At 69.7% G+C, this 23,945-nt stretch carries 19 protein-coding genes; 7 read left to right on the forward strand and 12 right to left on the reverse strand.

Annotated elements, in window-relative coordinates:
* Positions 1–43: 43 nt before the first annotated feature.
* Positions 44–1,270, forward strand: coding sequence for an L-2-hydroxyglutarate oxidase (lhgO, locus tag ACO0LV_RS06835; RefSeq protein WP_424787130.1), 1,227 nt, complete (start codon positions 44–46; stop codon positions 1,268–1,270).
* 104 nt (positions 1,271–1,374) lie between these two features.
* Here the strand turns inward: lhgO and ACO0LV_RS06840 are convergent, their stop codons facing one another.
* From ACO0LV_RS06840 to ACO0LV_RS06860, 5 genes are all read right to left on the reverse strand, one after another.
* A complete protein-coding gene (locus ACO0LV_RS06840) occupies positions 1,375–2,181 on the reverse strand; it encodes an MBL fold metallo-hydrolase (protein WP_424787131.1) in 807 nt (268 codons plus the stop codon).
* A gap of 94 nt (positions 2,182–2,275) precedes the next feature.
* The gene (locus ACO0LV_RS06845) at positions 2,276–3,190 is read right to left on the reverse strand and encodes a cytochrome b/b6 domain-containing protein (RefSeq protein ID WP_424787132.1); all 915 of its coding nucleotides are present in this window, start codon (positions 3,188–3,190) and stop codon (positions 2,276–2,278) included.
* 113 nt (positions 3,191–3,303) lie between these two features.
* Entirely contained in the window at positions 3,304–4,272 is a 969-nt protein-coding gene (locus tag ACO0LV_RS06850; protein WP_424787133.1) for an electron transfer flavoprotein subunit alpha/FixB family protein, read from the reverse strand.
* A gap of 10 nt (positions 4,273–4,282) precedes the next feature.
* A complete protein-coding gene (locus ACO0LV_RS06855; RefSeq protein WP_424787134.1) occupies positions 4,283–5,053 on the reverse strand; it encodes an electron transfer flavoprotein subunit beta/FixA family protein in 771 nt (256 codons plus the stop codon).
* Positions 5,054–5,205: 152 nt separating this feature from the next.
* Positions 5,206–6,387, reverse strand: coding sequence for an acyl-CoA dehydrogenase family protein (locus ACO0LV_RS06860; RefSeq protein ID WP_424787135.1), 1,182 nt, complete (start codon positions 6,385–6,387; stop codon positions 5,206–5,208).
* Positions 6,388–6,493: 106 nt separating this feature from the next.
* Here ACO0LV_RS06860 and ACO0LV_RS06865 point away from each other — a divergent pair, with 106 nt between their 5' ends.
* Positions 6,494–7,273 carry a TetR/AcrR family transcriptional regulator gene (locus tag ACO0LV_RS06865; RefSeq protein WP_424787136.1) on the forward strand — a complete coding sequence of 260 codons (780 nt, stop codon included), beginning with the start codon at positions 6,494–6,496 and terminating at the stop codon, positions 7,271–7,273.
* A 55-nt stretch (positions 7,274–7,328) separates the two neighbouring features.
* Here ACO0LV_RS06865 and ACO0LV_RS06870 read toward each other — a convergent pair whose 3' ends face one another.
* The 6 genes from ACO0LV_RS06870 to ACO0LV_RS06895 form a co-directional block, all read right to left on the reverse strand.
* A complete protein-coding gene (locus ACO0LV_RS06870) occupies positions 7,329–9,584 on the reverse strand; it encodes a transketolase C-terminal domain-containing protein (RefSeq protein WP_424787137.1) in 2,256 nt (751 codons plus the stop codon).
* A 10-nt stretch (positions 9,585–9,594) separates the two neighbouring features.
* Positions 9,595–10,785 (reverse strand): acyl-CoA dehydrogenase family protein, encoded by a 1,191-nt coding sequence (locus ACO0LV_RS06875; RefSeq protein ID WP_424787138.1) that lies wholly within the window; start codon positions 10,783–10,785, stop codon positions 9,595–9,597.
* Positions 10,782–12,287, reverse strand: coding sequence for an aldehyde dehydrogenase family protein (locus ACO0LV_RS06880; RefSeq protein ID WP_424787139.1), 1,506 nt, complete (start codon positions 12,285–12,287; stop codon positions 10,782–10,784). Before ACO0LV_RS06880 ends, ACO0LV_RS06875 begins: the two co-directional genes overlap by 4 nt.
* Entirely contained in the window at positions 12,284–13,441 is a 1,158-nt protein-coding gene (locus ACO0LV_RS06885; protein WP_424787309.1) for a saccharopine dehydrogenase C-terminal domain-containing protein, read from the reverse strand. Before ACO0LV_RS06885 ends, ACO0LV_RS06880 begins: the two co-directional genes overlap by 4 nt.
* 143 nt (positions 13,442–13,584) lie before the next feature.
* Positions 13,585–14,058 carry a hypothetical protein gene (locus ACO0LV_RS06890; protein ID WP_424787140.1) on the reverse strand — a complete coding sequence of 158 codons (474 nt, stop codon included), beginning with the start codon at positions 14,056–14,058 and terminating at the stop codon, positions 13,585–13,587.
* Positions 14,059–14,128: 70 nt separating this feature from the next.
* Positions 14,129–16,105 (reverse strand): right-handed parallel beta-helix repeat-containing protein, encoded by a 1,977-nt coding sequence (locus ACO0LV_RS06895; protein ID WP_424787141.1) that lies wholly within the window; start codon positions 16,103–16,105, stop codon positions 14,129–14,131.
* A 234-nt stretch (positions 16,106–16,339) separates the two neighbouring features.
* Between ACO0LV_RS06895 and ACO0LV_RS06900 the strand changes: the two genes are divergently transcribed.
* Entirely contained in the window at positions 16,340–18,199 is a 1,860-nt protein-coding gene (locus ACO0LV_RS06900) for an acyltransferase (protein WP_424787142.1), read from the forward strand.
* Positions 18,200–18,216: 17 nt separating this feature from the next.
* Here the strand turns inward: ACO0LV_RS06900 and ACO0LV_RS06905 are convergent, their stop codons facing one another.
* Entirely contained in the window at positions 18,217–19,221 is a 1,005-nt protein-coding gene (locus ACO0LV_RS06905; protein WP_424787143.1) for a LacI family DNA-binding transcriptional regulator, read from the reverse strand.
* Positions 19,222–19,347: 126 nt separating this feature from the next.
* Between ACO0LV_RS06905 and ACO0LV_RS06910 the strand changes: the two genes are divergently transcribed.
* The 4 genes from ACO0LV_RS06910 to ACO0LV_RS06925 all read left to right on the forward strand — a co-directional run bounded on the left by ACO0LV_RS06910 (position 19,348) and on the right by ACO0LV_RS06925 (position 23,897).
* Positions 19,348–20,673 carry an ABC transporter substrate-binding protein gene (locus tag ACO0LV_RS06910; RefSeq protein ID WP_424787144.1) on the forward strand — a complete coding sequence of 442 codons (1,326 nt, stop codon included), beginning with the start codon at positions 19,348–19,350 and terminating at the stop codon, positions 20,671–20,673.
* A gap of 6 nt (positions 20,674–20,679) precedes the next feature.
* A complete protein-coding gene (locus ACO0LV_RS06915; RefSeq protein WP_424787145.1) occupies positions 20,680–21,693 on the forward strand; it encodes a carbohydrate ABC transporter permease in 1,014 nt (337 codons plus the stop codon).
* Positions 21,690–22,589, forward strand: a complete 900-nt coding sequence (locus ACO0LV_RS06920; RefSeq protein WP_424787146.1) for a carbohydrate ABC transporter permease — start codon at positions 21,690–21,692, stop codon at positions 22,587–22,589. Before ACO0LV_RS06915 ends, ACO0LV_RS06920 begins: the two co-directional genes overlap by 4 nt.
* Positions 22,590–22,682: 93 nt before the next feature.
* On the forward strand, positions 22,683–23,897 hold the full coding sequence (locus tag ACO0LV_RS06925) for an endo-1,4-beta-xylanase (RefSeq protein ID WP_424787147.1): 1,215 nt from the start codon (positions 22,683–22,685) through the stop codon (positions 23,895–23,897).
* Positions 23,898–23,945 lie beyond the last annotated feature (48 nt).

Here is a 23,945-nt window from a genome sequence, read left to right on the forward strand (position 1 = left end):
GCGAGAGCACGGAACGAGGTCCGGTGACTGTAGCCTCCTTCCCATGGTGTCATCTCCCACCCACGGCGAGACTGCGAACATGATCGTTGTCGGCGGTGGGATCGTTGGCCTGGCCACGGCGCGAGAGGCGCTGCTGCGTCGTCCTGGCTCGGACGTCGTTGTGCTGGAGAAGGCCGACGACGTCACCACCGCCCAGACCGGGCACAACTCTGGGGTGATCCACGCCGGGTTGTACTACTCGCCGGGATCGCTCAAGGCGCGACTGTGCAGGGCCGGAAGGGAACACACCATCCGGTTCTGCGACGAGCGCGGCATCGACTATCGCTCCATCGGCAAACTCGTGGTCGCCACTACTCCAGTTGAGGTGGACCGGATGCGTGGTCTGGCTCAACGTGCGAAGGCCAACGGCCTGGAACTCGAGGAGATCGAAGGCAGCCGGTTGGCCGAGATGGAGCCGAACGTCCGCGGCCTGGCTGCCCTGGTCTCACCGACCACCGGCGTCGTGGACTTCACTCGGGTTGCACGCGCCATGGCGGACCAGATCATCGAATTGGGCGGCCGGGTGGTGACCGGCGCCCAGGTGCAGCAGATCGCTGAACGACCCGACGTCGTCGTCGTCACTACTCAGACCGGGGAGTACCGCGGCGAGCGCCTGGTGGCCTGCGCCGGCTTGCAGGCCGACCGGCTGGCCCGCATGGGCGGGTTGGAAGTGGACTTCCGGATCGTGCCCTTCCGCGGTGAGTACTACCAGTTGCCCTCGCGACGCTCCGACGTCGTACGCCACTTGATCTACCCCGTACCGGACCCGGCACTGCCCTTCCTGGGGATCCACCTCAGCCCGACCATCGACGGACGGGTAACCGTGGGCCCCAACGCCGTCCTGGGTCTCGCCCGCGAAGGCTACCGGCGGGGTTCGGTTCAACTGGCAGACGTGGCTAGTTACGCGTTCTTCCCGGGCATGTGGCGCTTCGCCGCCAAGTACGCACGCACAGGGATCACTGAGATGGGTAACTCCCTCCTCCGCCGCCGGTACCTAGAACTGGTCCGCAAGTACTGCCCGAGCATAGAGTTGACCGACCTCCAGCCACACCCGGCGGGGATCCGGGCCCAGGCCCTGCTACGCAGTGGGTCGATCGTGGACGACTTCCTGTTTCGCTCCACGCAGCGTCAACTCCATCTATGTAACGCACCCTCGCCGGCGGCGACCTCGGCGATCCCGATCGCCTCGCTGATCAATGATCGGCTCGAGACGACGGGCACGGAGCGGTGACTCGCCAGCGGAGCGCTGCTCGGCGCGCTGGGCGTGCTGGCGGCCCAGCGCCCACCGACCTCTCCGCCGGCTGACCCACAACCCCCGGCTCCGCTGAGACCGCGTCAGGCGGGGTCGTGACCCAGGTGCGCCAACTGGGCGCGCACGGTGGCCGTCGCCGCCCGGGCCAGGGTCTCCCCGAGGTCGCCGTAGACGGCGGTGACCACCTCGCTCGCGGTGCGGGCACCGGCGCGCACCGCGGCGCTGACCTGGTCCAGCCGCTCACGCCGGTGCGCGAGCAAGGCGTTGAGGAAGTCCAGCGGCTCGGTCACCACCGGGCCGTGACCGGGGGCGATCGTGCGCACCACGCCCTCCCGTGCCAGCGAGATCAGCCGGGTCAGGGAGTCGAGGTAGTCACCGAGGTGACCCTCGGGCCAGGGAACCACCGACGTCCCCCGGCCCAGCACCGTGTCGCCGGTGAGCAGCACACCCTCCTCCGGGATCAGCAGGCACACCGAGTCCGCCGTGTGGCCCGGGGTGGCCAGCACCTCCAGGTTCCACCCGGCCGCCTGGATCCGCTCCCCCTCCCGCAGCGGCGAGTCCGAGTCGGCCCCGCGTACCGCCGAACCGGTCAGCGCGGTCCACTCCGCGACCGCGCCGGTGTGGTCCCGGTGATGGTGGGTCAGCAGCGTCAGCGCCACCGGCCCGGCCACCTCGTGCACCACAGCGAGGTGCTGCGGCACCCCGGCCGGCCCGGGGTCGACGACGACGGCGCCGCCACCGGGTGCAGGACCGGGCGCCCGGAGCACCCAGGTGTTGGTGCCCTCCAGCGTCATCGGCCCTGGATTCGGCGCCAGGACCGCCCGGACCCCGGTGCCGGCAGCGCCACCGCGCCACGCCCTCGTCACGCCCGGCCCGCTTCCGGTGCGCACGCCACCGCAGGGCCCGGGCAGGCGCCGCCCGACGGCAGACCGCGGCCGGGTGCGGCTGCGCGCGATCGCCCCGCCACGTCGTCGGCCATCAGCCTCAGCGGGTGACCTTGCCGCTCATGGAGGCGATCGGGGACAGGAACACCGGCCGGGCCAGGACCCAACCGATGACGGTGACCACCAGTGAGGCGGCGAAGACGCCCAAGCCCACCCAGCTGACCTCGTCACGGGCGGCGTACATCACGTTCAGGTTCTGCAGCACACCGGTGGTCAGCACCAGCGTGACGTGCACGATGATGAAGAACACGAAGTACACCATCACCGCGAAGTGAACCTTGCGAGCCGCTTCGATCGGCACCAGTCTGCTCGCGCGCCACTCCGGCTTCCACGCCGGAGATATCCGCGCCCCGGTGATCGCCGCCAGCGGCGCAGCGATGAACACCGTGATGAAGTAGGCCAGCACCTGCAGCCCGTTATAGGCCGCCCACCCACTGTGGCTGGGGATATCCAGGGACAGGTACTGCAGCGCGGCCGACAGCGCGTTGGGGAAGATCTCGAGGCTGGTGGGCACGATCCGCATCCAGTGCCCGGTGGCGAAGATCAGCACCGCGAACACCAGGCCGTTGAGGACCCAGAGCACATCCAGGCTCACGTGCAGCCACTTGTCCATGCTGATGCGCTGCGGGCGCTTACCCCACAGGAACCCGGGTTTCTTCGCCGTCCAGTGCGCCTTGGGACGCTGGGTGGTGCGGATCAACCACCCGGTGCGGATGATCAGCACGATCAGGAACATGTTCAGGAAGTGCTGCCAGCCCACCCAGCCCGGGATACCCACCGGAGCGGTCTCCGGCTGGGGAGCATCCCCGCCGTACGTGGCGATGAAGGACTCCACCCCCTCCATCCCCCGCAGCCACCGGGCCAGCAGCACCACCACCACCAGCACCACCAGGGCAGCCGGGATCGCGATCGCCAACTGCTTGCCCCGGCTGCGTTGCCGACCGGTCGTGCTCATCGTGTTCTCCTCCTGGGCCACGGGCCGGTGAGTCGCCCTCGCTGACCCACCGGCCCACCATCATGCCGCCTGCTTCGCATTCCGCGCTGACTTCCGAACGCGCGCCGGCGCCGTCACTGCGTGCGGTGACGCTCCAACGCCTCCAGGAACTGCGGGACCACCTCGAACAGGTCGCCCACCACACCGAAGTCGGCTAGTTCGAAGATGCCCGACTCCGGGTCGCTGTCGACCGCCACGATCGTCTTGGAGGTCTGCATGCCCGAACGGTGCTGGATCGCACCGGAGATGCCCAGCGCGATATACAGCTTCGGGGACACGGTGGTCCCGGTCTGGCCGACCTGCGCCGAGTTCGCCACGTAGCCGGCATCGACCGCCGCACGGGAGGCACCCACGGCGGCGCCGAGTGCGTCGGCCAACTGCTCCACCAGGGCGAAGTTCTCCTTCGATCCGACGCCGCGGCCACCGGCCACCACCACGTCGGCGGCGCGCAGGTCGGGGCGCTCGGTCGCCGCGGTGGCCTCACGCAGGTTCGCCACCGGCGCCCCGTGGCCGGCCTCGACCGACCCGCGGGTCACCGCCGGCTCGGCGGCCGGCGCGGCGCCGGAGATCGCGCCCTCACGCACGGCGATCACCGCCAGTGGGCCCTCGATGGTGGACTCCACGTCCCACTCGCCACCGAAGACCGAGTGCGTGAGCACCAGTTGCTCGTTCTGGGTACGCAGCCCGGTCACGTCCACCGCCAGGCCGGCACCGGTGCGCATCGCGAACCGGGCACCCGCCTCGCGGGGCTCCAGCGCATCGGGCACCAGGACCACCGCCGGGTCGTACTGGCCGGCGGCCTGCTCCAGCGCCGCCACCATCGGGCCCACCAGGACCGAACCGACCCCGTCGGACTCGGCAAGGTGCACATGGGCGGCACCCAGGGACCCGAGTCGTGCCACCAGCGCGTCGCCGGCCCCCGGCGCCGCGGCCACCACCGCGACGGGGGTGCCCAGATCGGCAGCGGCCTTCAGCAACGGCCCGGCCGATGCTGCGACGTCCCCGGTCGGGGAGAGGTCTACCAATACAAGAACGTTCGCCATGGATCCTCCCTCAGACCAGGTTCTCTTGGGACAGGTACTCGAACAGCTTCTGCCCGCCGTCGCCCTCATCGACCACCTTGACGCCGGCCTCCCGGGCCGGGCGTTGGGCGGCGGACAGCACCGAGGTGCGGGTGACCGCCTGCTCGGGCAGCCCGGCGATGTCGCCCAGGGACAGCGCCTGGGTGGGCTTCTTGCGGGCCCTCATGATGCCGCGGAAGTTCGGGAACCGGCCCTCCGGGGTGCGCTCGGTCACCGAGACCACTGCCGGCAGGTCCGCGCGCACCTCGGCCACGCCGCCGGTCGCCTCGCGCTCACCGGAGACGCCCTGCGCGGTGATGCTCACCGAGTCCAGGTGGGTCAGGTGCGGCACACCCAGCGCTTCGGCCACCATCGCCGGGACCACGCCACCGCCACCGTCGGTGGACACGTCGCCGGCGATCACCAGGTCGAAGCCGACCTGCTTGATCGCCGCTGCGAGCACTCCGCTGGTGCGCACCATGTCCGAACCGACCAGGCCGTCGTCCTTGATGTGCACGGCGGAGTCGGCGCCCATCGCCAGACCCTTGCGCAGCGACTCCTTGGCCGCCTCGGGCCCCATCGTCATCACCACGACCTCGGCGTCGGCGCCGTCCTTGTAGACGAGGGCGGCCTCGATGGCCCGCTCGCCGACCTCGTCTATCACCGCCTCGCTGGCTCCGCGGTCCACCCGCCCGGTCTGGGGGTCGAGCCTGCGTTCACCCCAGGTGTCCGGAACGTTCTTGATCAGAACGACAATCTTCATTGGCTCCATCCATCCATTCCTCGACCTCATGCATGTGCTGGGTGACCGTCACCGTGCTCCTGCGCTTCCGCTGGCGCGGCGCGCGGCGGGCCACCTCGGTTCAGTCCGGTACCGGTTGAACCCACCGCGCTCCCGCGGGAGCGCGGCGACGCTCATCTCCTGGACTTCTTCAGCAACTCCCTGGCCATGACCACCCGCTGGATCTGGTTGGTGCCTTCGTAAATCTGGGTGATCTTGGCATCGCGCATCATCCGCTCCACAGGATAGTCCCGCGTGTACCCGTAGCCACCGAGCAACTGCACCGCGTCGGTGGTCACCTCCATCGCCACATCGGAGGCGAAGGCCTTGGCGGCGGCCCCGAAGAAGGGCAGGTCGGGAGCCTCGCTCTCGGACTTGCCCGCAGCGGCGTAGGTGAGCTGGCGGGCCGCTTCGACCTTCATGCCCATGTCGGCGAGCATAAACTGCAGACCCTGGAACTCCGCGATCGCGCGGCCGAACTGCTGGCGCTCCTGGACGTAGCCCAGGGCCAGGTCAAGAGCGCCCTGGGCGATCCCCACGGCCTGGGCGGCGATCCCCACCCGGGTGTGATCCAGCACCCGCATGGCCAGCACGAAGCCGGCGCCCTCCGGCCCGATGATCCGGTCCGCCGGGATGTGCACGTTTTCCAGGTACACCTCGCGGGTGGGCGAGCCCTTGATGCCCATCTTCTTCTCCGGGGCACCGAAGGAGACACCCTCATCGGACTTCTCCACCACGAACGCCGAGTGGCGCTGATTCCGGGAGGTGGGGTCGGTGACGGCCAGCACGGTGTAGTAGTCCGAGACGCCGGCGTTGGTGATCCAGCGCTTGACCCCGTTCAGAACCCAACTGCCGTCCTCCTGCTTGACCGCGGTGGTCTTCATCGAGGCCGCGTCGGAACCGGCGTCCGGTTCGGACAGGCAGTAAGAGAACATCGCCTCACCACTGGCCACCGGCGGCAGGTACTTCTGCTTCAACTCCTCCGAGCCGCCCAGGATGAGCGCGAGGGTGCCGAGTTTGTTCACGCCCGGGATCAGCGAGGCCGAGGCGTCCACACGCGCCACCTCCTCCACCACGATGCAGGCCGCCAGCGCATCGGCGCCCTGACCGCCGTAGGCCTCCGGGATGTGCGGTGCCATGAAGTCGGTGGCGGTGAGCGCCTCCCGCGCCTCCGCGGGGAACTCGCTGCTCTCATCCACCTTCGCGGCGTGCGGGGCGATCTTGGTCTCACAGATGTCGCGCAGTGCCGCGCGGAGTTCGACGTACTCCTCTGGCAGCACGAATGCCGGATTCGCTGCGAATGCCGTGTCAGTCATCGGATCTTCCTCCTGGTCGTCATCGTCCGGCGCGCCGCTGGTACGCAGTTCCATAATGACGGTACCATGTTCCAACTACACGTGGTAGTGCGCATGAGGAGGATGGATGAGCGAGCCGAACCCCCAACGTGAGCGGGTCATCGAGGCGGCGTTCCAGCTCTTCGCTGAACGCGGGTACGACGGCACCACCGTCGAGGACATCGCCGCCCGGGCCGGGGTGGGTCGGACCACGTTCTTCCGGTTGTTCCGCACCAAGGAGTCGGTGGTCTTTCCCGCCCACGAGCATCTGCTCGCCGCCATCGAGGCGCGCCTGGCCACCGCCACCCCGAGCACCGGCAAGGTGGCCCTGACCGAGGCCTCCGGGCTGGTGCTGAACCATTACCTGGGCGAGGGCGAGCGGGCCCGGCAACGCTATGGCCTGACCCGGCAGGTCGAGGCACTCCGGGAGCGTGAGCGCGCCAGCATCCACCAGTACGAGCGGCTGTTCAAACGCTTCATCCACCAGTGGTGGGGCGGGGACCTGACCTCGCTGTTGCGGGCCGAACTCACCGCCAACGCGGTGGTGACCGCACACAACCACGTGCTGCGGGCCTGGCTGCGCGGCTCGATCAGCGCCGAGGAGGCCCTGCCCTGGTTCCGCGAGGTGATCGCCGAACTGGACTCCATGCTCGTGTGGTACGGCGAGCACGGCGACGTGGCCGTCGGCGGGCAGCAGATCGGCCGCACGGTCAGCGAGGGCCCCGGCCCGGCGGATGCAGCCGGCGGAGATGCCGACGGCGGTACGCACGGTGCCCCAGCGAGCGAGCCCGACCCGGCGGTGATCGTGATCCGCGACGCGGCCCGCCTGGAGGAACTCCTCCCCCGGATCCAGCGAATGCTCTCCTAGCCCCCGAGCCGGCCGGTTTTGGGGCCCGTCCGACCGGTTTCGCCGGGGAAGTACGTCAGGGCCGGGTCAACTCCAGGGCCCGCTGCAGGATGGTGTCCTCGTCAAGCAGCACGTCCAGGGCGGCATCGCCGAGCGGGACGAAACTGTCCGCGCTGGTCACCCGCGCGATCCGGCCGGTGAAACCTCCGTCGATCAACGCGGCCACGACCGCCTCGGCGACTCCCCCGGAGCGGCGGGTCTCATCGACCACGAGCACCGTGCCGGTGGCCTCGGCAGCCGCCAACAGATCCTCCTCCGGCAGCGGCGCCAACCAGCGCAGGTCCAGCACCCGGGCCCGCACCCCGCGGGCCTCCAGTTGCCGGGCCACCCGCAGGCTCATGTGCAGCCCGTTCGCCCAGGACACCAGGGTCAGGTCCGCACCGTCCCCGTAGCAGCGGGCCGACCCGATCGGCACGTGCGCCTCCGCCCACCGGTCCGGGCCCGGATAGGGGTCGGTCCACAGCCCATCGCCCTCGGTGTGCAGATCCCGGGTGTGATAGAGCGCGATCGGCTCCACGAACGCGCTCACCGTGCCATCGGACAACCCGGCGGCCACCAGGGTGCGCAGCATGGCCGCCGCGTCTTCGGCCCGCGCCGGCGAGGCCACCACCAGGCCCGGGATGTCGCGCAGCACCGCCACCGAGTTGTCGTTGTGGAAGTGGCCCCCGAAGCCCTTCTGGTACCCGTACCCGGCGATCCGCACCACCATCGGGTTGCGGTAGGCGCCGGTGGAGAAGAACTGCAGCGTGGCGGCCTCACCGCGCAACTGGTCCTCGGCGTTGTGCAGGTAGGCCAGGTACTGGATCTCCGGGATCGGCAGCAGACCGCTCAGCCCCGCCCCCAGAGCGACCCCGAGGATGGTCTGCTCATCCAGGATCGTGTCGAACACCCGCGCCGGCCCGAAGGCCTTGCGCAGACCCCGGGTCACCCCGTACACCCCGCCCTTGCGGGCCACGTCCTCACCGAACACCAGCGCACCCGGGTGCGCCGCCAGCACATCGTGCAGCGCGGCGTTGATCGACTGCGCCAGCGTCCGCCCGGACCCCTCCTCCGGTAGCGAGCGGCCGAACACCGCCGAGCGCGCCGCGTCATCACCTGCCCGCGGCACCACCCGCGCCACCTCCGCCGGCCGGCGCGGCGCCAGTGGGCCCATCACCTGCTCCCGGCCGGCCAACCGGGGCAGCGCGGCCACCTCCCGGGCCATCCGCCGCACACGCTCCCGGGCGGCCTCGTACCGGTCCAGCACCTCATCGGGCCGCAACACCCCGGCCTGCACCAGCCACCGGGCCGTGCCCAGCAACGGATCCCGGTCCAGGTCCGCGGCGATGGCCGACGGCGGGCGGTAGGCACTCTCCACGTCCGAGCCGGCGTGTCCCATCAGGCGCACCGTGCGTAGGTGGAGGAACGCGGGCCGACGACGACGACGCACGTACTCGGCCGCGTCCCGTGCCGCTGCGAGCGCCTCGGGCAGGTTCGCCCCGTCCGCCTCGAGGTAGCGCAGCCCGGTTCGACCGGCGTAGGCGGCGGCGATCCACCCGGGCGGGTTCGGCACGCTCAGACCCAGACCGTTGTCCTCGCACACGATCAGCAACGGCATCGGCAGGCCGCGGTGGGCCACCTGGAGAGCGGCGTTCACCGCGCCGGCGGCGGTGGAGTGGTTCATCGAGGCATCCCCGAAGCTGGCGGCCACCACCGCGTCGGTGGGCCACGGCGTGGGCACGCCCAGCTTCGCGGCCAGGGAGATGGAGAAGGCGGTGCCCATCGCCCGGGGGGCGTGCGAGGCGATCGTGGAGGTCTGCGGGACCACGTGCAACTCCCCGCGCCCGAACACCTTGTGCCGGCCGCCGGCTATCGGCTCACCAGCGGCACCGACCAGCCCGAGCAGGATGTCGCGCTCACCGTCGATGCCGGGCACCTGGCGGGCGCGCTGGAGATAGAACGCCCCGGACCGGTAGTGCAGCATGGCCGGGTCGGTGGGGCGCAGCGCGGCGGCCACGGCGGCGTTGCCCTCGTGGCCTGCGGACCCGATGGTGTAGAACCCCTGGTTCCGTGCCCGCAGTTCGCGGGCCACCAGATCCAGGTGGCGGGAGGCGATCTGGACCTCGAACAGTTCCAGGGCCTCAGCCGCCGGCAGCCCCGGACCGGCTGGAGCGGCTGACCCCGCTGCACCGGCTAGCCCGGCCGGCGCGGCAACACCGGACACCCCGGCCGGTCCGGCGGAACCGGCCATCTGCCGGACCCGCTCGACGAAGTGCTCATCCGGACCCTGCATCACGGGCACCTCAACGGAACGCGGCGATACCCGTGAGGGCCTGCCCGATCACCAGGGCGTGCATCTCGCTGGTGCCCTCATAGGTCAGCACCGACTCCAGGTTGTTCGCGTGCCGCATCACCGGGTACTCGGCGCTGATCCCACTCGCACCGAGGATGGTGCGACAGGTCCGGGCGATCTCCAGCGATTCGCGCACGTTGTTCAACTTGCCCAGGCTCACCTGCTGGTGCGCCAGATCCCCGGCGTCCTTGCGCCGGCCCAGATGCAGTGCCAGCAGCACGCCCTTGCCGTACTCCAGGGTCATGTCCGCGAACTTGGCCTGGGTGAGTTGGAACCCGGCGATCGGCCGGTCGAACTGCTCCCGCGTGCCCGCGTACTCCAGGGCGGTGAGCAGGCAGGTGCGGGCCGAACCCAGCGCCCCGAACACGATCCCGAACCGGGCCTCGTTCAGGCAGCGCAACGGCCCGGACAGCCCCCGGGCTTCCGGCAGCATCGCCGCGGCGGGCAACCGCACGTCCTGCAGTACCAGTTCGGAGGTGACCGAGGCGCGCAGGGACATCTTCCGTTCGATCTCCGGGGCACTGAAGCCGGGGGTGTCGGTGGGGACGGCGAATCCGCGGATGCCCTCCTCGGTACGCGCCCACACCACGGCCACGTCCGCGATGGAGCCGTTGGTGATCCACATCTTGGTGCCGTTGAGCACCCAGTCGCTGCCGTCGCGGCGGGCGGTGGTGCGCATCCCGGCAGGGTCGGAGCCGTGGTCGGGTTCGGTCAGGCCGAAGCACCCGATCGCCTCGCCGGTGGCCATCCGCGGCAGCCAGTGCTCCTTCTGCTCCTCCGATCCGAAGGCGTGGATGGCGAACATGGCCAGGGAGCCCTGCACGCTGACCAACGATCGGATCCCCGAGTCCGCGGCCTCCAGTTCCAGGCACGCCAGCCCGTAGGCGGTGGCGGACATGCCCGCGCACCCATAGCCCTGCAGGTGCATGCCCAGCAGGCCCACCTCGCCCAGGGTCCGGGCCAGTTCCCGGGCCGGTAGTTGCCCGTCCTCGTACCACTGCGCCACGTCGGGCAGCACGTGCTTGTCCATCATGGCCCGAACGGTGCCCCGGACCTCCTTCTCCTCCTCCGACAGGAGGGAGTCGATCGCGAACAACTCATCAGGGGTCATCGACGCCGGTCGTTGCGAGGAGGTGCTCATCCGAACTCCACCCCCTGGGCCAGCGGGAGTTCGCGTGAGTAGTTGACTGTGTTGGTGGTCCGGCGCATGTAGATCTTCCACGCATCGGACCCGGACTCGCGCCCGCCACCGGTGTCCTTCTCCCCACCGAAGGCACCACCGATCTCCGCCCCGGAAGGCCCGATATTGACGTTGGCGATCCCGGTGTCCGAGCCGGTCGCGGACAGGAACGTCTCCGCCTCCAGCACATCGCGGGTGAAGATCGAGGAGGACAGCCCTTGGGTGACGCCGTTGTGCAGCGCGATGGCCTCGTCGAAGTCGGTGTAGGTGAGCACGTACAACAGCGGCGCGAAGGTCTCGGTGCGCACGATCTCGGTCTGGGCGGGCATGTCCACGATCGCCGGCTGCACGTACACCCCGGACCCGGGCCCGGGCACGCGCTCGCCGCCGGTGATCAGCGTGCCGCCGTCCGCGGTGGCCCGGTCGATCGCGGCGGTGAACCGCTCCGCCGAAACCTCCTCCAGCAGCGGGCCCACCAGCGTGCCCCCGTCCAGCGGGGAGCCGATCGGGAGCGTCTCATACGCCGACTTCAACCGCCCGACCAGTTCGTCCTTGACGTCGGCGTGCACGATCAGGCGGCGCAGGGTGGTGCACCGCTGCCCGGCGGTTCCGACGGCGGAGAACACCACCCCGCGCACGGTCAGGTCCAGGTCGGCGCTCGGGGCCACGATCGCGGCGTTGTTCCCGCCCAGTTCCAGCAGGGTGCGGCCCAGGCGGGCGGCCACGCGGGGGGCGACCTTCTTGCCCATCGCGGTGGAGCCGGTGGCCGAGATCAGCGGCACCCGCTCGTCGTCGACCATCACCTGCCCGACCGCTGCGTCCCCCAGCAGCACCGCGCCGAGCCCGGCCGGTGCCCCCACGCGCCGGGCTGCCTGCTCCAGCAGCGCCAGGGTGCCCAACGCCGTCAGCGGCGTCTTCTCCGAGGGCTTCCAGATCACTGGGTCACCGCAGGTCAGCGCCAGTGCGGCGTTCCAGGAGAACACGGCCACGGGGAAGTTGAAGGCGGTGATCACCCCGACCACGCCGAGTGGGTGCCACTGCTCCATCATCCGGTGCCCGGGGCGCTCGGAGGCGATGGTCAGCCCGAAGAGTTGGCGGGACAGCCCGGTGGCGAGGTCACAGATGTCGATCATCTCCTGCACCTCACCGGCGCCCTCGCTGGGGATCTTGCCCGCCTCCAGGGTGACCAGGGTGCCCAGGTCGTCCTTGTGCTCGCGCAGCAGGTTCCCCCACTCGCGCACCAGGGCGCCGCGCTCGGGGGCCGGGACGGTGCGCCAGGCTGTGAAGGCCTCCTGAGCGGTGGTGATGAGATCGTCGACGTCCGCTGGGGTGTGGCTGCGCAGCCGGCCCAGTTCGCTGCCGTCGATCGGGGTGCGCACGATCAGGTCGCCGTCGTCGTGGAAGGGGTCCTGCGCCCCCAGTCGCGCCAGTGTCTGCTGCGCCAGTGTGGCCAGATCCGTCATGACAGGTCCTTTCCGCGGGAGGTGGTTCCGTGGGTGGTGATCAGCGAACCCGCCTGGGTGTCCACCAGGTCGGACAGGGCGATGTCCTCCTGGCGGATGAAGCCGGTATTCGGCAATCGTCCCGTGGCGGCCAATTCCACCATGGACACCGCTGAGGCGGAGGTGATCCAGGAGATCGCCCGCCAGGTGCGCCCGCCGATCTCGATGGGCCGGAAGGCGCGCACGTCGTTGAGGCGTTGCAGCGTCCCCTCACGCACACCCTCCACCGCGGCGTGCAGATGCACCACATCGTCGTTGACTGGCGGCTTGGCGTTGACGAGGATCTCATCGGCCAGTTCGCGCCGGTCGCGCAGGTGCAACTCGTCGAAGAGGAACTGCATCTGCTTGAAGTGGCCCGGGTAGCGCAGCGTCTTGTAATCCAGCCGTTGCACCCGGCCCTCGTAGGTCTGGCACATCGTGCCCAGCCCGCCGGAGGTCAGGGCCGCCTCGAACTCCACGCCCCCGATCACCACGCGTTCCTTCGCGGTCATCGCCGGGACCATCTGGCGGCGGCCGCCGCGCACCACCTCACAGTCGTTCAGGTACTCGTTCACCACCCCCAGGGAGGACCAGTTGAACGCATAGCCGAGCAGGCCGGTGGGGTTCTGCGGCAGCGCACCCACCTTGAGCTCGATGGAGCGGATCTCCTCGAAAACCGCCGCCATGGACGCACCGATGATGCCGATCAACCCCGGGGCCAGGCCGCACTGGGGGGCGAAGATGGCGGTGGAGTCCTGGGCGAGGTCACGCACCCGGTTCGTGGTCGGGACGTCCTCGGTGAGGTCGAAGTAGTGCACACCCACCTGCCGGGCGGCCTCGGCCACGGCGATGTTGTGCTGATAGGGCAGGCACGTCAGCACCGCGTCGGCCGTGCCCAGCGCCTCGCGCAAACGGTGGGAGTCGGTGACGTCGAGCTGCTTGACCGCGAAGCCCAGGTCCGCCCGCGGACGAGAGTCGTACCCCACCACGCTGAACCCCGAACGCATCAGCAGATCGGCAACGAGTTCACCGACCTTCCCGATCCCGAGCACGGCAACGGTATTGAACGAACGTTCCACAGTGAACTCCCTCTGATTCGGGCGGGTCCCGCCCTTGTCGGCGTTGCTCCGGTGCAGATGTTACCCAGCACCGTCTGGAGTCTATCGTTGTGACTCATTTACCTGTAGGGGCCCGCAGCCGGCGCTGACTTCGCGGCACATGGATCGACTGCGGGCCGACGCTTGCGCGCACTCGGTCCAGGATCCGCGAAGTCAAGCGATCAGTGTTCGGAGTCTTCCGGCAGCGGGTCCTGGGGGTCGGCGCAGTGGAAGAAGTCCTCCTCGGCGGCGGCGTGGTAGCGGTGCTCGACACCGTCGGCGGCCAGGACGAGCAGGTCACCCTCGGTCAACACCTGGATGTAGGACATGCCCTCCTCCGGGCACCCGATCGACCCATCCGGCCACGTCACCGACCGCTGCTCGATCACCTCGATGTCCCCCGGGTCGGCGCCGGTGCGCTCGGCCAGGTCCGCCCGCGCGTCCTGCACGCGTGGGTCATCAGAAGCGTCCGCGCCGTCATCCTCACCCGCGCCGTCGTCGTCACCCGCGCCGTCGTCCTCATCCGGGGCGGTGGGGCTCTCGGGCACGGTTGTGTCGGGATCCTCCCCGGGGTCAGTGCTGCCCGCCCCACAGGCACTCAGGCCGAGCAGAAGCCCGAGCACCAGCGCCGCCACACGATGTCCTCTGTTCGCCATCGCCGATCACCTCCGCCCGGCCTATGTCACCGGCGCCGGAATCGCTTCACCCGGACTCACCACAGACGACTCACCACAGCCGACGGCGGGACTCGCCCTCGGCGGGTTCAGCGAACGGTCCCGCCGGGTAGCGGGCGCCGGCGGTCCTGTCCCGGCCGAGCAGGTCCGAGCCGAGCACCACCGGGCTGCCGTCGGGCTGGTCGAACTCGGCATCGACGAGCCGCACCCGCGGCAGGTCCTCGCTGGTGATCACGCCCAGCCCTGCCTCCCCCGACCCCTCCGGCAGGAGGAGGTGCAGGTAGCCGGCATCGCCGTCGTCGTGGATCTGCAGGCTCGCCGCCCCGGCGAGCACCCGCGCGGAGTCCTCCCCCTCGAAGGGCCGGGCCCCGGCGAGGTAGAGGTTCTCTCGTGCGTAGACCGCCTGTGGCACACCGTTGAAGCGGCGGTGGTCCCCGTTCGGGAACCGGCTGTGCACGCGCTGGATGTACTCGGCGAAACTGCCCGGATAGCCGTTGTAGCCGGCCAGCCCGTATCCGGCGTTCGGGTCGGCGAGGATCGTGTCGGGGCCGTAGGCATCGGCGATGTCGCCGCCGAGGAAGATGTTGCCGAGCCACCGGTCGTCGCCGGCCTGGATGAAGGCGTAGCCGGCCACCTGGGTGCTGTGCGGCAGGTGGTAGGGCGTGGCCCGTTCCATCTCCTGCTCGATCCGCACCGACCCGCCCACCAGGTTGTGCACGTACGCGCCGCCCTGGCTCATCGACTCGATCGCGACCGGGGAGGCCAGCAGGTTGTGGTCCACCAGGTAGGGGCCGTGGCTGACCTCGATGAACAGGTCGCGCTTGTTGGCGTACAGGATGTTGTGGTTGACCCGGGTGCCCTGGGTCTGCCAGTCCAGCCAGATCGCCAGGGTGCAGTCGTGGATCCGGTTCCGGCTGATCTGCACGTCGATCGGGGCGTGCAGTTTGATGCCGCCGATCTCGTGGCCGAAGAACTCCCGCTTGATCGCGATGTTGTGGATGTGGTTGTCCTCGATGGTGGAGAAGACACAACCCAGGTGGCCCACGATGCCGTTCTGTCCGCAGTCGTAGATGGTGTTGCCGCGGATCACGTGGGAGCCGATGTGCTCGCGGTCCCAGCCGTACTGGCGGGCGGTGAAGACCGACTCGATCTGGTACTGATAGCCCGGTTTGTCCCGGCGGGTGGTGGCGAAGTTGTGCCCGGTGGAGGCCTCCTTGCCGATGGAGATCGCCGAGCACTTGGCGTCGTGGATGATGTTGTTCTCGATCACCCAGCCCTTGGCCCAGTTCGGGCCGATCAGGCCGGGCTGGTCGGCCGTCGGCGGGGTCCAGGGGGTGGCGGCCTGGGCCAGTTCGAAACCGCGCACTGTGATGTAGTCCACGTGCGGTCGGTCGGGCAGGAACACCGCCGGGCGCACGTTCACCTCGACCAGGGCCTGGTTGGGGTCCGCGTCCTGGAAGTTCGCCCAGACGGTGGTGCTGTCCCGCCCGACCTCGGCGTACCACACGAAGCGGGTCTGCTCCGGGTCGCGGATGTGGTCGGTGGTGTCGGTCCAGTGGTCGACGGCGGAGGTGCGCAGGGGTGGGTCGGCCACCTCGGCGCGGGAGTGGACCTCGTAGAAACTGCGCCCGTTCAGGTACACCTCGCCCAGGTGCTTGGGCGGAGCCCCGGCGGGGTAGAGGACCCAGTCCCCGGAGACGGTTTCGGCGAACGGGTTGAACTCACCGAAGAGGCTGTTGTCGATGGTTGCGCGCCACACCGTGCCCCCGTCGCGCTCCCAGCCGGTGATCTGCTCGGAGCCCTTGATCACCACCTGCTCACCATCGGCGGCCTGGTAGGTGATCCGGCGCCGGTCGCTGCGGCCACCGTGGGCCGGGCGTACCCACTCCCGGTACACACCACCGTGGACGAGCACGGTGTCACCCGGCTGGGCGATCTGGGCGGCGTGGTTGATGGTGCGCAGCGGGGCGGAGGCCGAGCCGTCGTCCCGGTCGGAGCCGGTGGTGGCGACGTGCAGCACAGCAGACATTGACGGTTTCCTCCGGTCGGTTGTTCGGGTGATCCCCTGGTCGGTGACGGTACGCGGGGTTCGCTGCGTTGACCACACCCCGGTCCCCGCGGGGGTGCGCACACTGCTGGACCTGATGGAGGGGCACCCACCGGCCTCCCACCACATCCAACTCGCCACCCACCTGGTGGCCCGGGACTCCACCCGACCGCTCCCCTAGGCTGGTACCCCACGGCAGATCCAGCGGGAGCACAGGTGAACAGCGCAGACACCAGCCAGGACGAGACCGAGGCCGAGTCCACGCCCACACTCGCATCGCCGGCCGCGCCCGGATCCGCATCCGCGACCCCCGCCGATCACGACTACTCGCCCTGGTTGTTCCCCGGCCGCGCCACCGATGACCAGCGCCGGGCCCAGGCCGACCACCAGCACCGGTTGCGGCAGCAGAATCCGGGCTGGCGGATCGGCACCGACGCCTACCTGAGCCCGCTGGCCTCGGTCCAGGCCGAGCGGCTCGACCTCGGCGATCGCACCTACGTGGCCGCCCACGCCTACCTCACCGACGAGGTGGCGTTCGGTCCGGACTGCTCGATCAACGCCTTCACCGTGGTGCGCGGGAGCGTCCGGGCCGGAACCGGGGTGCGCATCGGCGCACACACCTCGATCCTGGCCTTCAACCACACCATGGACGACCCCGAGGAGTTCATCTTCCGCCAGCCGTTGACCGCCCGCGGCATCACCATCGGCGACGACGTCTGGATCGGCTCACACGCGGTGCTGCTGGACGGCATCAACGTCGGGGACAAGAGCGTCATCGCCGCCGGCGCCGTGGTCACCAAGGACGTTCCGGACGGAGCGGTGGTGGGCGGGAACCCGGCACGCCTGATCCGGTGGCGGGTGCCCCCCGAGGGGCCGACGACGACGGCAGCCGGGCTGGGCGCACCGGCGGGGGCCGGGCAGGGCGCACCGGCGGGGGCCGGGCAGGGGCGCACCGGAGCCGAACCGGCACGCACCGGACCGGCCGACACCAGGCCCGCGGACGCGGGAAGCGCCGAACCGGATCCGGCCGGAGAGCTGCGAACGTTCGCCGACCGCGCCCGTGCGCAGGCGCGGGAGTTGCTGGAGCGCGCCTTCGATACCGACCTGGGCCTGTTCCGGGACCGCCCCGGCACCGGAGTCACCGTACGGGCCCAGTGCGACGCGATCGAGATCGCCGACCTGCTGCTCGGCCGCGCCCCGGACCAACTCGACGAAGCGGACCAGATCCAGCGACTGACCTCCTGGCAGCGCCCGGGCGGCCAGATCCCCGAACTGCGGCCCGACGGCACCCAGGAGGAGGGTGACGCCGGCCCGCGCTACCACGTCCTGAGCGTGGGGTACGCCCTCGACCTGCTCGGCGCACACCTGCCGCACCCCACGCCGTCGTCGGCACTGACCCCGGCGCAACTACGCGAACAGGTCGGCGCCCTGCCCTGGCGGACCAACGCCTGGAACGCCGGCGACGGCGTCGACGCGCTGGCGACCGGGCTGCGCTGGGACCTGCCGCGCGGCAGGGCCGATCAGACCCTGGCCGATGCGCTGTTCGGCTGGCTGCACCGGCACGTCGACCCGGGCACCGGGATGTGGGGCAGCCTGCGCGACCAGGAACCGCTGCTGGTGGTGAACGGCTACTACCGGCTCACCCGCGGCACCTTCGCCCAGTTCGGGCTGCCGGTCCCCTACCCCGAAGCCGTGATCGACACGGTGCTGCGCCACGCCGGCGGCGAGCGCTACTTCACACCGGAGCGGCAGAACGCCTGCAACGTGCTGGACGTAGCCCACCCGTTGTGGCTGGCCGGGCGGCAAACCCCACACCGACGCGGCGAGATCACCGCGCTGGCTCACCGGCTGCTCGGCGACGCCCTGGGCACCTGGCACCACGGCTCCGGCTTCGCCTTCGCCGCTCCCGGAGCAGCCGACCAGGGCGCGGCGGGCAACCGGCCCGGCCTGCAGGGCACCGAGATGTGGCTGAGCATCATCTGGCTGCTGGCCGACCTGGTCGGCCAATCCGCCGACCTGGGCTACCGGCCGCGTGGGGTGCACCGGGTGGAGCCGGTGCCGCAACTACGCACCTAGTGCAGGTGGTCGGGTAGTCAGCGCACCGGCCCGCAGCTGCCGCGCTCCACCAGTCGCGTGGGCAGCCGCACATGCGCCTCGGTCTGCCGGCCCGCGAGCAGGTCGATCAACATCGTCAGGGCCCGCTCACCCATCTGTTGGATGGGCTGTTCCACCGTGGTCAGCGCCGGGGTGGTCAGGGCCGACTCCGGGATGTTGTCGAAGCCGACGATCGACAGATCCTCCGGCACCCGCAAGCCGGCCTCGGCAGCCGCCTCCAGAACACCCATCGCGGACAGGTCGTTCGCGGCAAAGACCGCCGTGGGCGGATTCTGCTCCGCCAGCATCTCCGCCACCGCGCCTGCGGCCGGCTCCCCGGTGTAGTCACCGAAGCGCACCAGTGCGTCGTCGACCTCCAACCCGGCGCCCTGCATGGCGGCACGGTACCCACGCTCGCGCTCCCTGGAGGAGTTCAGGTCATCACGCCCGCCGATGAAGGCAATGCGCCGGTGGCCCAGCCCGAGGAGGTGCTCGGTGGCGGCCTTCGCCCCGCCGAAACTGTCGGAGTCCACGGTGGGCAGCGCCGTCGGCCCGGTGTGGGGGTCCACCGCCACCACCGCCACTCCCGCAGGAACCTCCACGATCGTGGGGGTACACAGGATCGCCCCGTCGATCAAGGTGCCGTGCAGTTGGCTGAGCGAGCGCCGCTCCCAGCCCGCGGTCTCCTGACCGGCCCGGCCCACCGAGTAGGCGAGCAGTTCATAGCCGGTGTCGTGCACCGCCCGGGAGGCACCCTTGAGCAACTCGGTGCTGAACGGCTCGAAGTCGGCCACCAGGATGCCCAGCACATTGGTGCGCAGGCTGCGCAGGCTGCGCGCACCCAGGCTGGAGACGTAGCCCAGATCCTCGATCACCCCACGCACATGCGCGCCGGTGGCGGCCGCTACCCCGTAGCGGTCATTGATCACCTTCGACACCGTGGCGGTGGAGACACCCGCCACCCGTGCCACATCAGCGATCGTCACTCGCCGCGCAATCGTCATTCCTACAACCTAGCGCGCTCCGGACTGAATCTCGCTTTGTCTATAAATCGTTATCGAAATCGATTGACGAGTCTTTGTTCAACCTGCAAACATTCAAGCCACGTCAAGGACGACCTTGGAGGAGACATGTCACGACGTCGAGTAGCGACAACGATCGCCGCAGCAAGTTTGACCGCGCTGGTTCTCGCCGCCTGTGGCGGCGACAACGGTACGAACGGAGACACCGACCCGGGCAGCAATGGCACGCAGAACGGTGCGGCCGACGGTGAGGAGGTCACCATCACGTGGTGGCACAACTCCAACAATGATCCGGGCCAGTCCTTCTACGAGCAGGCCGCCGAGGACTTCATGGCGGACAACCCGGGGGTGACCATCGAGATCACCGCGATCGCCCACGACGACATGCTCACCCGGTTGGACGCGGCCTTCCAGACCGGCGACCACCCGGACATCTTCATGGAGCGCGGTGGTGGGGAGACCGCCTCACACGCCGAGGCCGGCCTGCTGCGCGACCTGACCGACGACGCCGCGGACACCATCGGCGTGGTGGAGGCCTACACCGGTGGCTACACCGTGGACGAGCGTGTCTACGCCATCCCCTTCACCTCCGGCGTGGTGGGCTTCTGGTACAACCAGGACCTGTTCGAGGAGGCCGGGATCTCCGAGACGCCCACCACGATGGACGAGTTCAACGACACGGTGGACGCACTCAAGGCAGCCGACATCGAGCCGGTCTCGGTGGGTGCGGGCGAGGGCTGGCCGGCAGCGCACTATTACTACTACTACGCCCTGCGCGCCTGCGCCGAGGAGTCCGTGGTGGCCGCGGTGGAGCAGCACGACTTCTCCGACGCCTGCTGGGTCAGTGCCGGGGAGCACCTGCAGGAGTTGATCGAGACCGAGCCGTTCAACGAGGGCTTCCTGGCCACCCCGGCCCAGACCGGCCCCACCAGCGCATCCGGCCTGCTGGCCACCGAGCAGGTGGCGATGGAGCTGGCCGGGCACTGGGAGCCGGGTGTGATGCAGGGCCTGATGGATGACAACACCATCCCGTTCAACCTGGGCTGGTTCGGCTTCCCCGCCATCGACGGTGGCGAAGGAGACCAGGGCGCAGTCCTCGGCGGCGGTGACGCCTGGGGCCTGAACGCCGACGCCCCGGACGCCGCAGTGGACTTCGTGGCCTACCTGCTCAGCGACGAGATCCAGATCGGCTTCGCCGAGAACGACATGGGCCTGCCCACCAACCCAGCGGCCAGTGACTCGGTCTCGGATGAGGCCCTGGCCGAGCTGCTCACCACCCGGGACGAGGCCTCGCTGGTGCAGCTGTACTTCGACACCGCCTTCGGTGAGAACATCGGTGGCGCGATGAACGAAGCCGTCGTGGACATCTTTGCGGGACAGGGTTCCCCGCAGGACGTGGTCGACGCGATGGTCGACGCCGCCGCCAACGAGTAATACCCGATGGCACAACCGGTTTCCGCCCCGCCGGGCCGCCCAGGTTCTGAACCTGGCGGGCCCGGCGGGGCCTCCCGCACCCGGAAGGGCCGGTCCGCACCGCAGCGCAGGCCACGGTCCTCGTGGCGCAAGCGCGCCGAGATCGCCTTCTTCACCGCCCCGGCCCTGGCCCTGGTGGCCGTCTTCATCGCCTTCCCGGTGGCCCAGGCGGTGCGGTACTCCTTCTACCGGTGGAACGGCCTGGGACCGCTGGAGAACTGGATCGGGCTGGAGAACTACGCCCGGGCGCTGAGTCACAGCGTGTTCACCGACGCGGTGGTCAACAACCTGACCATCGTGGTGTTGTCGGTGCTGATCCAGTTGCCCCTGGGCCTGGGGATCGCGCTGCTGCTGAACCGGCAGATGTGGGGCCAGTCGCTCCTCCGGGTGATCATCTTCATCCCCTACGTGCTCGCCGAGGTCGTGGCCGGGGTGGTCTGGTTCCTGCTGCTGCAGCCCCGCGGCATGGTCAACGACCTGCTGGAGACGGTCGGCCTGGGTGAGTGGACCCAGTTGTGGCTGGCGGACACCGAGATCGCGCTGTGGACCGTGATGGGGGTGCTCACCTGGAAGTACCTCGGCCTGGCGGTGATCCTGATGCTAGCCGGCCTGCAGGGTGTGCCCCCCGAGTTGTACGAGGCCGCACAGATCGACGGCGCCTCCTGGTGGAAGGTGCAGTTCAAGATCACCATCCCGCTGCTCGGTCCCACCATCCGCACCTGGGCCTTCCTGTCCATGATCGGGTCCCTGCAACTGTTCGACATGGTATGGATCCTGACCGGCGGCGGGCCGGCGAACGCCACCGTCACCATGGCGGTGTACCTGATCGACCAGGGCACCAACCGCAGCCTGTACGGCTACGCCTCGGCGGTGGCGGTGCTGCTGTTCGCGATCTCCCTGACCCTGGCCGCGCTGTACCAGGTGTTCGTCCTGCGCCGCGACACCACTGACGCACCGAAGCCGAGAAGGAAGAAGCGATGAGCGCGCCCGTGGTCCCGTCCGAGAAGCCGGCCGTCCTGGACGAGCCGGCCACCCGTCGTCGTCGACGGAGCTCCAACGCCTTCGCCGGCGGCAACCCGATCGTGTACGCCATCGCGCTGGTGGTGGTGGCCATGACCGTGGGCCCGGTCCTCTACGCCGCGCTCGGTGGCTTCCGCACCAACGCCCAACTCGCGATGAACCCGGTGGGCATGCCGGACCCGTGGGTGTTCACCAACTACATCGACGTGATCACCTCCGGTACCTTCTGGCGCCTGGCGATGAACTCCACCGTGATCGCACTGGTGACCACGGTGGTGGTGTGCGTGGCCGGAGTGATGGCCGCCTACCCACTGGCGCGGTACACCTTCGCCGGCCGGGAGATCCTCTTCCTGATCTTCACCCTCGGCCTGCTGTTCCCGTTGACGGTGGCGATCATCCCGCTGTTCCTGATGATCCGGGACATGGGACTGACCAACTCCGTCCTCGGGGTGGCGCTGCCCCAAGCGGCCTTCGCGCTGCCGATGACGGTGGTCATCCTGCGCCCGTTCCTGCGTGCCCTGCCGGTGGAACTCGAGGAGGCCGCGCTGATCGACGGTGCCTCCCGGATCGGGTTCTTCTGGCGGATCCTGCTGCCGCTGTCCGGCCCCGGTCTGGTCACCGTGGGAGTGCTGGCGTTCGTGGCCTCCTGGAACGCCTACTTGCTACCGCTGCTGATCCTGTCCTCCCCCAGCGCACAGACCCTGCCGCTGGGGGTGGCGAACTTCTCCACCGAGCACGCCCAGGACACCGCCGGTGTACTCGCCTTCACCACCCTGGCGATGATCCCGGCACTGGTGTTCTTCCTGGCGATGGAGAAGCGGATCGTCTCCGGTCTGCAGGGCGCAGTGAAGGGGTGATGCCCGTAACCCACCAGAGGGACTGACCGGCCACTCCGTCCACCGCCGCGGAGTGCGCCTCGACTACACCGGCGGGTAGAAAAGGAGAGATCGATGACGATGACATCCATCAAGCGGGCCGCCGCCATCCTCGGCGCGGGACTGTGCACCGCCGCCCTGGCGGCACCGGCCGTGGCAAGCCCGCCCGGACACGCCGGGCCGCCCGGACAGGAGGGCGAACTCCCACCCGGCCTCGCCGAACAGGACACCCTGCGCTCGTGGGCCCCGGACGATCTGCGAATCGGCACCGCGGCCGCCGGAGGCGGGCATCACGGGAACCAGGACTATCCCGAGCCGTTCCCCAACGACGCCGAGTACCGGGACTTCCTGGCGGCGCAGTTCTCCTCCCTCACCCCCGAGAACCAGATGAAATGGGACGCCCTGCGGCCCGATGCCGACACCTTCGACTTCGCCGCGGCCGATGAGGTGGTCGCCTTCGCCGCCGACAACGGCCAGCACGTGCGCGGGCACGCCCTCATGTGGCACAGCCAGAACCCGGCCTGGTTGGAGGAGGGCGACTTCACCGCGGAGGAACTGCGCGACATCCTGCGCACCCACATCCACACCGTGGTGGACCGCTACGCCGGGCAGGTCCAGCAGTGGGACGTCGCGAACGAGATCTTCGACGACAACGCCGAACTGCGCATGCAGGACAACATCTGGCTGCGCGAACTGGGCCCGGAGGTCATCGCTGACGTCTTCCACTGGGCCCACGAGGCGGACCCGGACGCCCTGCTGTTCTTCAACGACTACAACGTCGAGGGCACCAACGAGAAGGCGGACGCCTATTACGACCTGATCCAGGACCTGCTCGCCGAGGGTGTCCCGGTGCACGGTTTCGGCATCCAGGGCCATCTCGGCCTGATGTACGGCTTCGACGGCCGACTGCAGGAGAACCTCGAGCGCTTCGACGCCCTGGGTCTGCAGACCGCGATCACCGAGATGGACGTGCGCGGTTACGTCGACGACGAGGGTCGGTTGAGCCCGGAACTGCTGGAGCAACAGGCCGACTGGTACAGCCAGGGCCTGCAGGCCTGCCTGAACGTGACCGGCTGCACCTCCTTCACCGTGTGGGGTGTACTGGATGAGCACTCCTGGGTGCCTGCCACGTTCGAGGGTCAGGGCGGCGCCCTGCTGCTGGAGGGCGATTACGAGCGCAAGCCCGCCTTCTGCGCCGTGCAGCAGACCCTGGTGCAGACCAATCCCGGTGGTCACGCCCGGTGGAATAATCACCCGGCACTGGCCGAGTGCCGCACCATGCTCGGCTGAACCACCCACCACCAGTGCCCCGGGCCGGTTCGCACGCGGCCCGGGGCA

Source organism: Pseudactinotalea sp. Z1739 (genome assembly GCF_049725055.1).
Classification (GTDB): Bacteria; Actinomycetota; Actinomycetes; order Actinomycetales; family Beutenbergiaceae; genus CALKWS01.

Excerpts from the sequence above, each read along its gene's own strand:
- lhgO (WP_424787130.1), top strand. The coding sequence starts at position 44 with ATGGTGTCATCTCCCACCCACGGCGAGACTGCGAACATGATCGTTGTC.
- ACO0LV_RS06845 (WP_424787132.1), bottom strand. The coding sequence starts at position 3,190 with ATGAGCACGACCGGTCGGCAACGCAGCCGGGGCAAGCAGTTGGCGATC.
- ACO0LV_RS06850 (WP_424787133.1), bottom strand. The coding sequence starts at position 4,272 with ATGGCGAACGTTCTTGTATTGGTAGACCTCTCCCCGACCGGGGACGTC.
- ACO0LV_RS06855 (WP_424787134.1), bottom strand. The coding sequence starts at position 5,053 with ATGAAGATTGTCGTTCTGATCAAGAACGTTCCGGACACCTGGGGTGAA.
- ACO0LV_RS06860 (WP_424787135.1), bottom strand. The coding sequence starts at position 6,387 with ATGACTGACACGGCATTCGCAGCGAATCCGGCATTCGTGCTGCCAGAG.
- ACO0LV_RS06865 (WP_424787136.1), top strand. The coding sequence starts at position 6,494 with ATGAGCGAGCCGAACCCCCAACGTGAGCGGGTCATCGAGGCGGCGTTC.
- ACO0LV_RS06870 (WP_424787137.1), bottom strand. The coding sequence starts at position 9,584 with ATGCAGGGTCCGGATGAGCACTTCGTCGAGCGGGTCCGGCAGATGGCC.
- ACO0LV_RS06875 (WP_424787138.1), bottom strand. The coding sequence starts at position 10,785 with ATGAGCACCTCCTCGCAACGACCGGCGTCGATGACCCCTGATGAGTTG.
- ACO0LV_RS06880 (WP_424787139.1), bottom strand. The coding sequence starts at position 12,287 with ATGACGGATCTGGCCACACTGGCGCAGCAGACACTGGCGCGACTGGGG.
- ACO0LV_RS06890 (WP_424787140.1), bottom strand. The coding sequence starts at position 14,058 with ATGGCGAACAGAGGACATCGTGTGGCGGCGCTGGTGCTCGGGCTTCTG.
- ACO0LV_RS06895 (WP_424787141.1), bottom strand. The coding sequence starts at position 16,105 with ATGTCTGCTGTGCTGCACGTCGCCACCACCGGCTCCGACCGGGACGAC.
- ACO0LV_RS06905 (WP_424787143.1), bottom strand. The coding sequence starts at position 19,221 with ATGACGATTGCGCGGCGAGTGACGATCGCTGATGTGGCACGGGTGGCG.
- ACO0LV_RS06910 (WP_424787144.1), top strand. The coding sequence starts at position 19,348 with ATGTCACGACGTCGAGTAGCGACAACGATCGCCGCAGCAAGTTTGACC.
- ACO0LV_RS06915 (WP_424787145.1), top strand. The coding sequence starts at position 20,680 with ATGGCACAACCGGTTTCCGCCCCGCCGGGCCGCCCAGGTTCTGAACCT.
- ACO0LV_RS06920 (WP_424787146.1), top strand. The coding sequence starts at position 21,690 with ATGAGCGCGCCCGTGGTCCCGTCCGAGAAGCCGGCCGTCCTGGACGAG.
- ACO0LV_RS06925 (WP_424787147.1), top strand. The coding sequence starts at position 22,683 with ATGACGATGACATCCATCAAGCGGGCCGCCGCCATCCTCGGCGCGGGA.